The sequence below is a fragment of the Streptomyces sp. TRM68416 genome, from assembly GCF_014596915.1.
Lineage (GTDB): Bacteria > Actinomycetota > Actinomycetes > Streptomycetales > Streptomycetaceae > Streptomyces.
Map to the genome: position 1 here is coordinate 1 of NZ_JACVWU010000003.1, position 14,340 is coordinate 14,340.

General features: G+C 71.0%; 12 protein-coding genes. 4 read left to right on the forward strand and 8 right to left on the reverse strand.

What is annotated here, in order from left to right; translation table 11 throughout:
• The first annotated feature begins 210 nt into the window (after positions 1-210).
• A complete protein-coding gene (locus tag ICC28_RS05495; RefSeq protein ID WP_188287263.1) occupies positions 211-738 on the forward strand; it encodes a DUF485 domain-containing protein in 528 nt (175 codons plus the stop codon).
• Positions 735-2,327, forward strand: a complete 1,593-nt coding sequence (locus ICC28_RS05500) for a cation acetate symporter (protein ID WP_188287264.1) — start codon at positions 735-737, stop codon at positions 2,325-2,327. The genes ICC28_RS05495 and ICC28_RS05500 overlap by 4 nt, the downstream gene beginning before the upstream one ends.
• A 93-nt stretch (positions 2,328-2,420) precedes the next feature.
• Here the strand turns inward: ICC28_RS05500 and ICC28_RS05505 are convergent, their stop codons facing one another.
• From ICC28_RS05505 to ICC28_RS05520, 4 genes are all read right to left on the reverse strand, one after another.
• Positions 2,421-3,101 carry a response regulator gene (locus ICC28_RS05505; RefSeq protein WP_188287265.1) on the reverse strand — a complete coding sequence of 227 codons (681 nt, stop codon included), beginning with the start codon at positions 3,099-3,101 and terminating at the stop codon, positions 2,421-2,423.
• Positions 3,098-4,774 (reverse strand): sensor histidine kinase, encoded by a 1,677-nt coding sequence (locus ICC28_RS05510; RefSeq protein WP_188287266.1) that lies wholly within the window; start codon positions 4,772-4,774, stop codon positions 3,098-3,100. Before ICC28_RS05510 ends, ICC28_RS05505 begins: the two co-directional genes overlap by 4 nt.
• Positions 4,775-4,953: 179 nt before the next feature.
• Positions 4,954-5,898, reverse strand: coding sequence for a sucrase ferredoxin (locus ICC28_RS05515; protein ID WP_188287267.1), 945 nt, complete (start codon positions 5,896-5,898; stop codon positions 4,954-4,956).
• Positions 5,899-5,952: 54 nt separating this feature from the next.
• Positions 5,953-7,209: a citrate synthase gene (locus ICC28_RS05520; protein WP_188287268.1), complete on the reverse strand. Its 1,257-nt coding sequence runs from the start codon at positions 7,207-7,209 to the stop codon at positions 5,953-5,955.
• A gap of 112 nt (positions 7,210-7,321) precedes the next feature.
• Here ICC28_RS05520 and ICC28_RS05525 point away from each other — a divergent pair, with 112 nt between their 5' ends.
• Positions 7,322-8,497, forward strand: a complete 1,176-nt coding sequence (locus ICC28_RS05525; RefSeq protein WP_188287269.1) for a citrate synthase/methylcitrate synthase — start codon at positions 7,322-7,324, stop codon at positions 8,495-8,497.
• A gap of 386 nt (positions 8,498-8,883) precedes the next feature.
• On the opposite strand, the gene ICC28_RS05530 is transcribed toward ICC28_RS05525, so the two are convergent.
• From ICC28_RS05530 to ICC28_RS05540, 3 genes are all read right to left on the reverse strand, one after another.
• Complete coding sequence (locus ICC28_RS05530; RefSeq protein WP_282700236.1) at positions 8,884-9,129, reverse strand: hypothetical protein; 246 nt, start codon at positions 9,127-9,129, stop codon at positions 8,884-8,886.
• Positions 9,130-9,308: 179 nt separating this feature from the next.
• On the reverse strand, positions 9,309-9,545 hold the full coding sequence (locus ICC28_RS05535) for a hypothetical protein (RefSeq protein WP_188287270.1): 237 nt from the start codon (positions 9,543-9,545) through the stop codon (positions 9,309-9,311).
• Between the two features lie 126 nt (positions 9,546-9,671).
• The gene (locus ICC28_RS05540) at positions 9,672-10,205 is read right to left on the reverse strand and encodes a DUF6082 family protein (RefSeq protein ID WP_188287271.1); all 534 of its coding nucleotides are present in this window, start codon (positions 10,203-10,205) and stop codon (positions 9,672-9,674) included.
• Positions 10,206-10,525: 320 nt separating this feature from the next.
• Between ICC28_RS05540 and ICC28_RS05545 the strand changes: the two genes are divergently transcribed.
• Complete coding sequence (locus ICC28_RS05545) at positions 10,526-11,650, forward strand: CobW family GTP-binding protein (protein ID WP_188287272.1); 1,125 nt, start codon at positions 10,526-10,528, stop codon at positions 11,648-11,650.
• An 11-nt stretch (positions 11,651-11,661) separates the two neighbouring features.
• Here the strand turns inward: ICC28_RS05545 and ICC28_RS05550 are convergent, their stop codons facing one another.
• Complete coding sequence (locus ICC28_RS05550; protein WP_188287273.1) at positions 11,662-14,118, reverse strand: DNA topoisomerase (ATP-hydrolyzing) subunit A; 2,457 nt, start codon at positions 14,116-14,118, stop codon at positions 11,662-11,664.
• Positions 14,119-14,340: the final 222 nt, after the last annotated feature.

The following is a 14,340-nucleotide window of genomic DNA, read 5'->3' on the forward strand; positions in this document are numbered from 1 at the left end:
CACAGCACAGCGCACGGCACTGACAAGTGGGCTGGGGAGAGTGGTCGGGGGGGGGGGGGGGGGGGGCGCCCCCCCCCCCCCCCCCCCCCCCCACCCCGGTTATGCGTATGCGAAGGGTCCTGCACGGCCTGTGCGGGATGAATCACCTGATGGGGTGAAGAGCAAAGGGAACAAGAGTCGGGGATCTTCCCGTTCTGTCCATCCTTGGGCATGCACTCAAGCAACGGCCACTCCCGCGCGCGCGAGGGTGGTACCGACAGTTCGGACCCGGTCGCGGCGCCGGGGAGCGTGCGGTACGAAGATCCCTGGTACGACGCGCTGGCCTCCGGGTGGGGCGAGTCGGACGGCACCGGTGCCGCCGCCCTCCCGCCGTCCCGCGCGGTGGGCGAGGACCGGGCCCTGGCCGCGGCGGACATCTATCTGGAGGTGCAGCGCAGCGCGGCCTTCCAGGAAGTGCGCAGCCGGTACCGGCGGTTCGTGGTCCCGGCGGTCGCCGGCTTCCTCGCGTGGTACGTCGGCTACGTCGTGACCGCCACGACCGCTCCGGGGCTGATGGCCCGGCCCGTGGTCGGCGCCGTGAACGTGGCGATGCTCGCCGGACTCGGCCAGTTCCTCACCACCTTCGTGCTCACCTGGGCCTACGCCCGCCATGCGCGGCTGCGCCGGGACCGGGCCGCGCTCGAACTGCGCTGGGACACCCAGGAACTCACGCGGGGCGCGAGGGGCGGTACCTCGTGACGGGCGATCACCAGACCCTGGCGCTGGTCCTGTTCAGCGCGTTCGTCGCCGTCACGCTGGCGATCACGACCTGGGTGAGCCGCCACCGGCACGGCTCGGCGGAGGAGTTCTACGCGGGCGGCCGTCTCTTCTCGCCGATGGAGAATGGTTTTGCCATCGCCGGCGACTACATGTCGGCCGCCTCCTTCCTCGGCATCTCCGGACTCATCGCCCTCTACGGCTACGACGGGCTGCTGTACTCGGTGGGCTTCCTGGTGGCCTGGCTCGTGGTGCTGTTCCTGGTCGCCGAACTGGTCCGCAACTGCGGGCGGTTCACCCTCGCCGACGTGGTCGCGGCACGGATGAGCGAACGGCCCGTACGGATCGCGGCCGGAACTTCCTCGGTCACCGTGTCCGTTCTGTATTTGGTTGCGCAGATGGTGGGAGCGGGCAGCCTGGTCGCACTGCTGCTGGGCGGCCAGGGCGAGGCGGCACAGGCCTGGACCGTCATCGGCGTCGGCGCGCTCATGGTGATCTATGTGTCGTTGGGAGGGATGCGGGCCACCACATGGATTCAGATCGTCAAGGCGGTCCTGCTGCTCGGCGGCACCATCACCCTGACCGTGCTCGTCCTGCTCCGGTTCCACGGCGACTTCGACCAGCTCCTGCTCTCCGCGGCCGAGCGCAGCGGCCACGGCGAGTCGTTCCTGGCGCCGGGGCTCAAGTACGGCGGTGAATGGACCGCCCGCTTCGACTTCATCAGCCTCGGACTGGCACTGGTCCTGGGCACGGCCGGGCTGCCCCACATCCTGTCCCGCTTCTACACCGTGCCCACCGCGCGGGCGGCCCGGCGGTCGGTGGTCTGGTCGATCGGCCTCATCGGGGGCTTCTACCTGATGACGATCGTCCTGGGCTTCGGAGCGGCGGCGATCGTGGGACCGAATGCGGTGCGCGAGTCGAACGCCGCGGGGAACACGGCCGTACCGCTGCTGGCCCTCGATCTGGGCGGCGGCGCGGACTCCACGGGAGGAACGGTTTTGTTCGCCGTCGTGGCCGCCGTCGCCTTCGCCACGATCCTCGCCGTGGTCGCCGGGATCACCCTCGCCTCCTCGGCGTCCGTCGCCCACGACCTGTACGCGTCACTGCGGCGTCGACGGGCCAAGCCGCGCAGCGAAGTCGCCGTGGCGCGCGTCGCGGCGGTCGGCATCGGGGTGGTCGCGATCGCACTCGGCCTGCTCGCCCGCGACCTCAACGTCGCCTTCCTGGTGGGCCTCGCCTTCGCCGTCGCCGCCTCCGCCAATCTCCCGGTGCTGCTCTACTCGCTGTTCTGGCGCGGCTTCACCACACGCGGTGCCGTGTGGGCGGTCTACGGCGGCCTGGTCCCGGCGGTGGTGCTGGTGCTGCTGTCACCGGTGGTGTCCGGCAGCCCCGAATCCCTGTTCCCAGGCGTCGACTTCCAGTACTTCCCGCTGCAGAACCCCGGCATCGTCTCGATTCCCCTGGGCTTCGTCGCCGGCTGGCTCGGCACGGTCACCTCGACGGAGCTCCCCGACGAGGCCAAGCACGCGGAGACCGAGGTGCGGTCGCTGACGGGGGCGGGGGCGGCGTGACGCGAGAGACACGCGCGTTCCCGGAGACAACGGCGCCTGCCGTCCGTATGTAGGTGGGGTACGGCTGTTTCCCCGCCCCCACCCGGCCGTGCCCTAGGCGCGGGTCGCCCACACGTAACGGTGTTCCGGGCGGCCCGCGTCCCCGTACTTGAGGGTCAACCGCGCCCGTCCCGTGCGTTCCAGGAGCTTCAGATAGCGCTGGGCGGTCTGGCGGCTCACCCCGGTCCGCTCGGCGATCTCCTGAGCCGACAGCGGGCCCTCGGCATTGATCAGCGAACGGCGCACCAGCTCCGCGGTGGTGGGCGAGTGCCCCTTGGGCAGTCCCGGCTCCGACGGCGCCGACAGGGCGCCGAAAATGCGGTCCACCTCGGCCTGTTCCGCCTCGCCGCCACCGTCGAGGGTGCGGCGCAGGTCCGCGTACGCCTCCAGCTTGGCGCGCAGACCCGCGAAGGCGAACGGCTTGACCAGGTACTGCAGGGCGCCGTGCCGCATTGCCTCCTGCACGGTCGAGACATCACGGGCGGCCGTCACCATGATCACGTCGGTCCGCTGGCCGCGCCGCCGCATCTCCCGTACGACCGACAGACCCGTGTCGTCGGGCAGGTAGTGGTCCATGAGGACCAGGTCCACGCGCGGCAGTTCCTCGACCCGGCGCAGCGCCTCCGCCGCGCTGTGCGCCTGGCCGGCCACATGGAAGCCCGGCACCTTTTCGACGTATGCGGCGTTGACCCGGGCGACCCGCAGGTCGTCGTCCACGACCAGGACCTCGATCATCGTGACTCCTCGTCAACCGTGGACTCATGGGCCGACGGCCCGCTCAGTGCCGGTTCCAGGGGCGGCTCGGACAGCGCCTCGGGCAGGACGACCGTGAACTGCGCCCCGCCTCCGTCGGCCTCGCCCACGTCGGCGCTGCCACCCTGCCGTTCGGCCAGCCTGCGCACCAGGGACAGGCCTATCCCGCGCCCGCGGTGCGCCGGCCGTTCCTTCGTGGTCCAGCCGTCGGTGAAGATCAGTTCGCGCTGCTCCGCCGGGATGCCCGGGCCCGTGTCGTGCACGGTGAGGGCGACGGCGCGTCCCTGGGCCCGCAGTTCGACCTCCACGCGCGCGTGCGGCGTCCCGGCGACCGCGTCGAGGGCGTTGTCCACCAGGTTGCCGACGATCGTGACAATGCCCCGGGGGTCGATCAGCCGGTCCGGCAGCCGGGTCCGGGGCGACACCATCAGCGCGACGCCGCGCTCCGCGGCCACGGTCGCCTTGCCGACCAGCAGCGCCGCCAGCAGCGGGTCGCGGATCTTCTCCGTGACCTCCTCCGCCGTGGCCCTGTGGTCGCCCACCACCTCTCCGATGAACTCCATGGCGTCGTCGTACATCTCCAGCTCCAGCAGCCCCAGGAGCGTGTGCATGCGGTTGGCGTGCTCGTGGTCCTGGGCGCGCAGGGCGTCGATCAGACCGCGCGTGGAGTCGAGTTCCCGGCCGAGCTGCTCCAGTTCGGTCCGGTCGCGCAGGGTGGCGACGGCGCCGCCGTCGTCGGTGGGCATGCGGTTGGCGACCAGGACCCGCTGGCCGCGCACGGTGAGCAGGTCGGTGCCGGTCACCCGGCCGGCCAGGACATCGGTCGTACGGCCTGCGCCGAGCGCCTCGTCCAGGGACCGGCCGACGGCCTCGTCCCCGATGCCAAGCAGCCGTCGCGCCTCGTCGTTGAGGAGGCGGATCCGGCCGGTGCGGTCCAGGGCGACCACGCCCTCGCGGATGCCGTGGAGCATCGCCTCGCGTTCCGCGAGCAGCGCCGAGATGTCCGAGAAGGCCAGGTCACGGGTCTGCCGCTGGACCCGCCGCGAGATGAACCAGGCGGCCAGGGCACCGACGGCCAGCGCACCGCCGGCGTAGGCCAGCAGCCCCGGGATCGCGTGGATCAGCCGGGCCCGCACGCTGTCGTAGGCGATGCCGACCGAGACCGCGCCGACGATGTCACCGTCGCCGTCCCGCAGGGGCACCTTGCCGCGGGCCGTACGGCCCAGTGTGCCGTCGTCGATCTCCATGACCTCGTGGCCGGCCAGCGCCTGCCCGGGGTCGGTCGACACGGTCCGGCCGATCTCGGCCCGGGTCGGGTGCGACCAGCGCACGCCTCGGGTGTCCATCACCACGACGTACTCGGCCCGGGTGGCCTCGCGGATCCGCTCCGCCTCCCGCTGGACGGGGCCGTCGGCGCGCGCGGGCGTGTTCACGACGCTCTCGGCGAACTGCGGCTCGGCGGCGGTGGTCTGGGCGATCGCCAGCGCCCGGCGCATGGCCTGGTCGTCCAGCTGGTCGCTGAGCGGTGCGAGAAACAGCCCGGTCGCGAGCACCGCGACCCCCGCGGCGATCGCCACCTGCATGAGCAGCACCTGCGAGAACATCCGCCGCGGCAGGCCGAGGCGCAGGCGGCGCGCGAGGGGAGTGGGGCTCATACCCAAGACGGTACGTGGGACGGCGAGAACAGCCGTAGGGGGTGTGGTCCGGATCTCCTGAGCAGCGGCCTTGATCTCTTGACCAGTGGCCTTGATCTCCTGATGAGTCGCCCTTGTCTCTTGATCAGGGGCCTTGATCCTTCGATCAATGGTGGACGGGTCCGGTGGGTGCCGCCCGGTCAGCTCGCTAGTGCCGTCGCCGTGACGAGTTCCCGTACCGCCACCACTTCCATGCGGGCCGGGGAGCCCAGCACCGAGGTCCCGCAGCTCTCCGCGCGGGGCGGCGCCGAGGCGCTCTGGGCGACGCCGACCCGCCAGAGGCGGCCGTCGGTGTGCGCGACGGTGACCTCCCAGTGCGGCGCGGCGCCCTCCGTGCGAACGACGCTCAGCGCCTCCGCCGCGTACTCGCCCACGGCCGTGCGCACGGCCAGCTCGGCGGCCTGGCCGGGCCGCTCCCAGGCGGAGTTCCCGCGGCACCGGTCGACGACGATCCGCCCCTGCTGCACGCTCTGCAGGATCTCCTTGACCATCGGGGCCTCGGCCCTGCCGTAGGCGTATCCGTACGGCAGCACGAGCAGCGTGGGGGAGAAGCGGTGACCACCCAGATGGGTGACCTCCCAGACGCCCTCCACGCCGGACGCGGCGAGTTCGGCGGCCAGGGGGCGGCCCAGGAGGGCGCAGCAGCGGTCCCGCTTGCCGTTGGTGCAGACGAGCGCGAGCGGGTCGCCCGTGTGGGGTCCCGCCTGAAGCGCCGCGTCGAAGGTGCGGTGGTCGCCCGCGCCGAGCGCCGCGAAGTCGAGGTCGAGCAGGCGGCGCGGATCGCAGGTCGTGGCACTGCGCAACCACACGTTGCCCGGCGTGGTGTGGGCGGCGTACACCTGGCGCGCGGCGGAGGTGCCGCAGTCGGCGTGCCGGCCGGGGCGGCGGATCAGCGCGATGCGCACGCCGGTGCCCTTCGCGGCCGCTTCCAGGGCACGGCCCAGCGCGGGGTCCAGGTGGCTCGAAGTGAGCGCCTTGGCACCCCACGGACCGGGCTGTTCCAGCAGCAGCCAGGTCCTCGCGGTGGCCGCGGTTCCCGAAACGGGCTCGTCGAGGTCCCGGGAGACGCTTGAGCACATACTCACGAAGGTGAGCCTAACCTGAATTGGCTCAGGGTGACTTCCGGTCGGGGTCGTGTCCTACTCCGGAAGCGGTTGAGGTGGCCTCGGCCCCACGTAGTGCCCGCTGGGGCGCATGCGCAGCGGGCGCTCCCCGTACTCCTCCAGGGTGTGCGCGATCCAGCCCGCCGTCCGGGCGACGGCGAAGATCGTCTCGCCCGCTGTCGCCGGCATGCCGCAGGACGCGGTCAGTACGGCGAGCGCCAGGTCGACGTTGGCGTGCAGCGGGGTGTGGCGGGCGGTGGTGGCGACGATGTCCCGGGCCGCGGCCAGGGCGGGCGCCGCCCGAGGGATCTCCTCCAGCAGCCCGAACAGGACCCGCGCGCGTGGGTCCTCGCCGGAATAGAGCCGGTGGCCGAGACCCGGAATGCGGCGGCCGGCGCGCAGTTCGTCGGCGATCACCGGCCCGGCGTCACCGTGGTCCAGGACGTCCAGCAGCAGCCGGTGGGCAAGCCCGCTGGCCGCGCCGTGCAGCGGGCCTTCGAGGACGCCCAGGCCCGCCGAGACGGCCGCGTAGGTGTGCGCCCGGGCGGAGGCCGCGACCCGCACGGCGAGCGTGGAGGCGGCCAGGTCGTGGTCCACGAGCAGGGCGAGCGCGGTGTCCAGGGTGCGCAGGGACGCCTCGTCGGGTTCGCGGCCGCTGAGACGTCCCCACAGCCGGTGGGCCAGGGGGCCCGCGTCGTCACGGGCGTACACCTTCGGCGGGAGGGCGGCGACCAGGGTGGGGATGAGGCTCCGCGCGGTGCCCAGGACGGCGTCCTCGGACAGGTCGAAGCGCAGGGGGTCGGCGGTCGCTGCGGCGATCGCGGCGACCCTCAAACAGTCGGTCGGACCGGCGTGTTCGGGCAGGGCGTTGACGGCCCGGCGGGCGGTGGCGACCGTGGCCTCCGGCGCGGTGAAGACGACGCCGGGGCGCAACTGCCCGGTCCACAGCCACTCGGCGACCTCTTCGTAGGAGTGGCGGACGGCGAGTTCGGTCGCGTCGACGCCCCGGAAGTAGTACCGGTCGGTGTCGATGAACGTGATCCTGGTGCGCATGACCGGCTCGCCGCCGGACGCCGAACCACCGCTGCTCTCCCGCCTGTTGCGCCGGGCGAGCGCCTCGACCTCCTTCGCGTCGAAGGTGCTGCCACGGCCGCTGGGCACCCGTTGGCTGCTGAGCTGTCCGCGGCTGACGTACGCGTACACGGTTTCGGGCTTCACGCCCAGCAGTTCGGCCGCTTCCCTGGTGGTCAGCCGCCGACCCGCGTGGCCGGGGGCGGGTTCTTGATCGCGCATGGGGGTCACCGTATCCGGGCGAGGACACATTGATTGATGTATATTGATTCAATCAATGTTGACAGGAGTTCAGTCAAGCATGGACAGTCGAGTCAAGTCCAGGGAGGAATCCATGTCCGTCAATCGGTCGTCCACCACTCTCATCGAAGCGCCGCGCGGTCTCGCCGGCGTCGTCGTCACCGACACCGCGATCGGTGACGTCCGAGGGCGCGAGGGCTTCTACCACTACCGCCAGTACTCGGCCGTCGAACTCGCACGGACGCGAGGATTCGAGGACGTCTGGCACCTGCTGGTCCACGGTGAACTGCCGGACGCCCGACAGGCTTCCGCCTTCGCCGCCGAGACCGCCGCGCTGCGACGGCTGCCCGACGAGGTGCGGTCGGTCCTGCCCGCGATCGCGGCGGCGAGCGCCAATGCCGGAGGTTCCGGCCCGCTGGCGGGCATGCGTACCGCCCTCTCCCTGCTCGGCGCGGTGAAGGGCTTCCGTCCGGTCTACGACATCGGCACCGACGAGCGTCGCCGGGACACCGTCGTCGCGGCGGCGGCCGTACCGACGCTGCTCACCGCGCTGTACCGGCTGGGCGCGGGGCTGGAGCCGGTCGAACCGCGTGAGGACCTGTCGTACGCGGCGAACTACTTGTACATGTTGACCGGGTCGGAGCCGGATCCGGTGCGGAGCCGGGCGATCGAGCAATACTTGATCTCGACCATTGACCACGGCTTCAATGCGTCAACATTCACCGCGCGCGTCATCGCGTCGACGGGGGTGGACGTGGCGGCCTGCCTCGTGGGCGCGGTGGGTGCGCTGTCCGGGCCGCTGCACGGAGGGGCGCCCAGCCGCGCGCTGGACACCCTCGACGCGATCGGCACCCCCGAGCGCATCGACCCCTGGATCCGCGACCGCGTTCTGGCCGGCGACCGCATCATGGGCTTCGGTCACGCCGTCTACCGCACGGAGGACCCCCGCTCCCGGATGCTCCGCGAGGTCGCCCAGGGCTTCGGCGGCCCGCGCGTGGACTTCGCCGTGGAGGTGGAACGCCGGGTCGAGGCGATCCTGGCGGAGCTGAAGCCGGGCCGCGAACTCCACACCAACGTCGAGTTCTACGCGGGCGTGGTCATGGAACTCTGCGGCTTGCCGCGCGAGATGTTCACCCCGACGTTCGCGGCGGCGAGGGTGGTGGGCTGGAGCGCCAACATCCTCGAACAGGCGGAGGACTCGAAGATCATCCGGCCGGTGGCGCGGTATGTGGGGCCGGGGGCGCCGGTGGCGGTGCCGAGCCGCGCCTGACGGGAACCCGGCGGGCAGCTTGTCGTCCTGCGAGGTCGGAAGTCCGGCAGACGTCTTGTCGTCCTGCGCGGCAGAAGTCCGGCGGGGCTTTCGTCCTGCGCGGCAGAAGTCCGGCGGGGCTTTCGTCCCGCGCGACGAAAGTCCGGCAGACACCTCGTCGCCCCGCGCGGCGGAAGCCCTGCGGGGCCTTCGTCCCGCGCAGCGCGAGCGCGGAGGGCCCTGCTGTCCCGCGCGGCGGGAGTGCGCAGGCCTGGCCGGCCGCCGATCAGCGACCGGCCGGGCCTGTGCGCGGGCGGTCTCTCATGCCGCCGTCGAGTGATCAGCCTTGAGTGTCGAGCCGCACCCGCGTCCGTGTCCGAAACCGGTCGGGAGTGCGGCGCCCGCGGTCAGACATCCGGAATGTCGATCTTGGCGCGAAGTAGCGTCTCGCGCGTGATGACCACGATCCGCTCGTCGTCCGATCGTCCCGCATCCGCCGGCAGTTTGGACTCCAGGGCATCGGTTTTGTCGGCGCCGATGATGGCGAACGAGCCGTCACTCAGCTCGAAAATGTCTGGGCACGTATTACCGTCAAGGCTGCCGCGCTGCCGAGGGGGTACACCGATGCGTCGAAAGATGTCGGGAGAGGTCACGGACGTAACTTAGCCAGTGGCGCCGGGCGTGCTTCGACTGAAGCCCACGAACGGACCGGCGATTTCCAGCCATTCTTCAAACGGGATGTTTAGGGCGGCGCGGACGCTTCGGGAGTCTCTGCTGTCCTCCGGGGAGGGGGAGCCGGCCGACCGCGCCCGCGCGGAGGATGGTGCGAAAGCTACTGGGCGGGAATGTCGGCCCTGGCGCGGACCAGGGTGTCCCGCGAGATGACCACGATGCGTTCGTAGTCCGCCCGTGCGGCGTCCGGGGGCAGTTCGGAGTCGAGGGCCTCGGTGGCATCGGTCCCGATGACGGCGAAAGAGCCGTCGCTCAGTTCGAAGATGTCGGGGCAGGTGCTACCGGTGATACTCCCGCGGTCCCGGGGAGACGCGCCGATGCGACGGGTGATCTTCAAGAGGGCTACCGTCCTAAGCGATCAGGGGTAGGGATGGGCACAACCTAGCCCGTGTGGGACGAAGACTATTCATCTCTCCCGATCGCTCGATGGTGTGAATCGTTTGAGATTCTGTTGTCGCGCGTCCTACTCGGGTGGTTCGCCCACGACCCACCATTCCTCGGTGTCGGCCTCGTCCAACTCGCGGATGAGCCCGTCCAGCATGCGTCCCACCTGGGCCTCGACGGAGTGGACTTCAAGGCTTGCCCGAGCCGCCCTGCTCGCCTCCCAGTACTCCCGGAAGATCGGGTTCTGCACGGTGCCGCGGAGGTGCCCGAAGAGTTCCGCGCGGCTGACGTTGCCGATGCGATAGGCGAGCAGGGCGTTGGTGTAGACGGCATTGGCGAAGAGGTACTGCCGGTGCTTGTCGGGCGAAAGGGCGCCGTCGTGGGTGTCGAGCACCGCGGCCAGGGCCGGGTCCTCCATGGCCTTGCTCAGTAGTTCCCATTGCAGGCGCTGCTGGTGGGCCAGGTTGGTGTGGCGCTGCTGCTCGCTCAGTTGGCTCCTCCTGAGCTGCTGCAACCGCCTCTGCTGAGCGATGAGGACCCCGACGGCGGCAGTGACCAGCCCCGCCAGTAGCGCGGAGCTGCACCCCCGAGTCCCAAACTTCTGTGTGACCATGTCAACCCCCGAATCAGGCGACCGTCCGCCGGTCGTCGGGGTGCGGGTCGACTGAAGGGGACCGGCGAGCAGTGGGCGGCGCTTGCCGTCTCCCAGAGTGCCGAGCGGCTCTGATCGGCAGGGAGGCGGAGAGGAGGCGCACGGAGGGAAGCGAGGGTCGCACAGTCCGGCGCCATGACCAACGTCTGCCCCGCAAGTGCTGCTAACAATCGTTCACTTCGCGCGGTTTCTTCCGGCTCGTATCCTGGGGCTGCATTCGGATTTCGTACGGGCGCCGGGCCGTGAGCCGGTGCACGCAGAGGTGTGAGAGAGGTCGCTCGTTGGACCAGAGCCGCGGTGCGCAGCAGATCCCGGTCGTCGTACTCGCCGGATTCCTCGGCTCCGGCAAGACCACGCTCCTCAACCACCTCCTCCACCGCAGCGGAGGGAGCCGTATCGGAGCCCTCGTCAACGACTTCGGCGCCATCGAGATCGACGCGATGGCCGTGGCGGGCGCGCTCGGAGACTCCACCGTGTCCCTCGGGAACGGATGTCTGTGCTGTGCCGTCGACGCCGGCGAACTCGACGTCTACCTGGAACGCCTCGCGGCACCGTCCGCCGGCATCGACGTCATCGTCATCGAGGCCAGCGGGCTCGCCGAACCGCAGGAGCTGGTACGCATGGTGCTGGCCAGCGAACACCCGGGAATCGTCTACGGCGGGCTCGTCGAGGTCGTCGACGCCGCCGAGTTCGACGACACCCGCGCGAAGCACCCGGAGATCGACCGGCATCTCGCCCTCGCCGACCTCGTCGTCGTCAACAAGCTCGACCGCGCGGCCGACGGCGAGCGGATCCTGCGCACCGTCCGCGGCCTCATCGACCGCGCGGCCGTCGTCCCCGCCACCTACGGCCGTATCGACCCCGAATTCCTCTTCGACTGCCGGCCCAGCGAGGAGCGCATCGGGCAGCTGTCCTTCGACGACCTGCACGAGCACCAACACGACGAGCACGGTGAGCACGACGGGCACGACGGCCATCTGCACGCCGCCTACGACAGCGTCTCCTTCAGCTCCGAGGTCCCGCTCGACCCGCGCCGCCTGATGGCCTTCCTCGACAGCCGCCCCGAAGGGCTGTACCGGATCAAGGGCTACGTCGACTTCGGCCCGCACGACACAGCGAACCGTTACGCCGTGCACGCCGTCGGGCGGTTCCTCCGCTTCTACCCGGAGCGCTGGCCGTCCGCAGCCGAGCCCCGCCTCACCCAGCTCGTGCTGATCGGCTCGGGCATCGACGCGGCTGCCCTCCGCAAGGAGCTGGAGGCGTGCAGGGCCGACGCCCCGCACGCCGACGAACACGCCATGTGGGGCGTCCTGCGCTACGTACAGGGCTCGGAGGACGAGCCCTCCGAGCCCACCGAGCCCTTCGAGCCCACCGAGCCCTCCGAGCCCCCGAGCCCTTCGAGCTGACTAGCCCGGGCCTAGACCGGCCCCGCCACCACCGACACCGTCTTCGCCAGCGACACGCCCGAGCCGTCGCGGCGCGGGTCCATCTCCGGCAGCTCCGCCGGGGTTCCGTTCTTCTGCGCGGCCCGCGCCGGCGCGGCGCCCGCCCAGGCCAGGGAGAGGCAGTCCTCGCCCTTCAGGAACCGCTGGCAGCGGACGCCGCCGGTGGCGCGGCCCTTGCGCGGGTACTGGTCGAACGGGGTCAGCTTGGCCGTCGTCTGGACGGAGTCGTCGAGCGTGCCGCGCGAGCCCGCGACCGTGAAGACGACGGCGTCGACCGCCGGGTCCACCGCCGTGAAGGAGATGACCTTCGCGCCCTCGGTGAGCTTGATGCCCGCCATGCCGCCCGCCGGACGGCCCTGCGGGCGGACCTGGGAGGCCTGGTAGCGCAGCAACTGCGCGTCGTCCGTGATGAAGACCAGGTCCTCCTCGCCGGTGCGCAGCTCGACCGCGCCCACGATCCGGTCGCCCTCCTTGAGGGTGATGACCTCCAACTCGTCCTTGTTGGACGGGTAGTCGGGCACCACCCGCTTGACCACGCCCTGCTCGGTGCCGATCGCCAGACCGGGCGAGGACTCGTCCAGCGTGGTCAGGCAGACCACCGTCTCGCCGTCCTCCAGGGAGACGAACTCCGCCAGCGGAGCACCGCCGGAGAGGTTCGGCGCCGCGGCCGTGTCCGGCAGTTGCGGGAGGTCGACGACGTTGATCCGCAGCAGGCGGCCCTCCGACGTCACCGCGCCCACCTCGCCCCGGGCGGTGGCCGGCACCGCCGAGACGATCACGTCGTGCTTGGTGCGCTTGGCGCCGGCGTCCTCCGGGAACGGCTCGCCGTTCGCCGTACGCGCCAGCAGCCCCGTCGAGGACAGCAGCACCCGGCACGGGTCGTCGGCCACCTGCAGCGGTACCGCGGAGGCCGTGGCGCCCGCCGACTCCAGCAGGACCGTACGCCGCTCGGTACCGAACTTCTTCGCCACCGCGGCCAGTTCGGCGGAGACCAGCTTGCGCAGCTCGGCGTCCGACTCCAGGATCCGGGTCAGCTCCGCGATCTCCGCGTTCAGCCGCTCCTTCTCCGCCTCCAGCTCGATGCGGTCGTACTTGGTCAGCCGGCGCAGCGGGGTGTCCAGGATGTACTGCGTCTGGATCTCCGACAGGGAGAAGCGCTCCATCAGGCGCTCCTTCGCCTGGGCGCTGTTCTCGCTGGAGCGGATCAGCCGGATGACCTCGTCGATGTCGACGAGGGCGGTGAGCAGGCCCTCCACCAGGTGCAGGCGGTCGCGCCGCTTGGTGCGGCGGAACTCGCTGCGGCGCCGCACGACCTCGAAGCGGTGGTCGAGGTAGACCTCCAGGAGTTCCTTGAGGCCCAGGGTCAGCGGCTGGCCGTCGACCAGGGCGACGTTGTTGATGCCGAAGGACTCCTCCATCGGAGTCAGCTTGTACAGCTGCTCCAGGACCGCCTCCGGCACGAAGCCGTTCTTGATCTCGATGACCAGGCGCAGGCCGTGCTCGCGGTCGGTGAGGTCCTTGACGTCGGCGATGCCCTGGAGCTTCTTCGAACCGACCAGGTCCTTGATCTTGGCGATCACCTTCTCCGGGCCGACCGTGAAGGGCAGCTCCGTGACGACCAGGCCCTTGCGGCGCGCGGTCACCGTCTCCACGGACACCGTGGCGCGGATCTTGAACGTGCCGCGGCCCGTCTCGTAGGCGTCCCGGATGCCGGACAGGCCGACGATCCGGCCGCCGGTGGGCAGGTCGGGGCCGGGGACGTGCCGCATCAGGGCGTCGAGGTCGGCGTTCGGGTAGCGGATCAGATGGCGGGCGGCCGCGACGACCTCGCCCAGGTTGTGCGGCGGCATGTTGGTGGCCATGCCGACCGCGATCCCGGACGAGCCGTTGACCAGGAGGTTGGGGAAGGCGGCGGGCAGCGCCACCGGCTCCCGCTCCTGGCCGTCGTAGTTGGGCGCGAAGTCGACCGTGTCCTCGTCGATCGACTCGGTCATCAGGCTCGTCGCGGCGGCCTGCCGGCACTCGGTGTACCGCATCGCGGCCGGCGGGTCGTCGTTGCCCAGCGAGCCGAAGTTGCCGTGCCCGTCGACCAGCGGGACGCGCATGGAGAAGGGCTGGGCCATGCGCACCAGGGCGTCGTAGATCGACGAGTCGCCGTGCGGGTGCAGCTTGCCCATCACCTCGCCGACCACGCGCGCGCACTTCACATAGCCGCGGTCGGGGCGCAGGCCCATCTCGTTCATCTGGTAGACGATGCGCCGGTGCACCGGCTTGAGGCCGTCGCGGGCGTCCGGCAGGGCGCGGGAGTAGATGACCGAGTACGCGTACTCAAGGAAGGAGCCCTGCATCTCGTCGACGACGTCGATGTCGAGGATGCGCTCCTCGAACGACTCGTCGGGCGGCGGGGTCTTCGTGCTGCGGCGGGCCATCGCTGCCTGGGCTCCTTCTTGTCTTCGCGCTCACCTACGGGGCGCCCATGTCGGTGTTCTGGCTGAAGCGTGAACGGGGACTGACGCGGACCATTGTGGACCGTGGCACTGACAACCAGGACCAGGACCCGGCACAGGCCGTCCGGCCCGGCGCGGTGAGGCATCTCCCCTGACGGCTGCCCGCAGGCTACGCGATCCGCTGTCGGCGTACGTCCCGCGGGA

Bases quoted from the DNA above. Each gene is read 5' to 3' on its own strand.
- ICC28_RS05550 (WP_188287273.1), bottom strand. From the start codon at position 14,118: ATGGCCCGCCGCAGCACGAAGACCCCGCCGCCCGACGAGTCGTTCGAG.
- ICC28_RS05505 (WP_188287265.1), bottom strand. From the start codon at position 3,101: ATGATCGAGGTCCTGGTCGTGGACGACGACCTGCGGGTCGCCCGGGTC.
- ICC28_RS05510 (WP_188287266.1), bottom strand. From the start codon at position 4,774: ATGAGCCCCACTCCCCTCGCGCGCCGCCTGCGCCTCGGCCTGCCGCGG.
- ICC28_RS05495 (WP_188287263.1), top strand. From the start codon at position 211: ATGCACTCAAGCAACGGCCACTCCCGCGCGCGCGAGGGTGGTACCGAC.
- ICC28_RS05520 (WP_188287268.1), bottom strand. From the start codon at position 7,209: ATGCGCGATCAAGAACCCGCCCCCGGCCACGCGGGTCGGCGGCTGACC.
- ICC28_RS05525 (WP_188287269.1), top strand. From the start codon at position 7,322: ATGTCCGTCAATCGGTCGTCCACCACTCTCATCGAAGCGCCGCGCGGT.
- ICC28_RS05540 (WP_188287271.1), bottom strand. From the start codon at position 10,205: ATGGTCACACAGAAGTTTGGGACTCGGGGGTGCAGCTCCGCGCTACTG.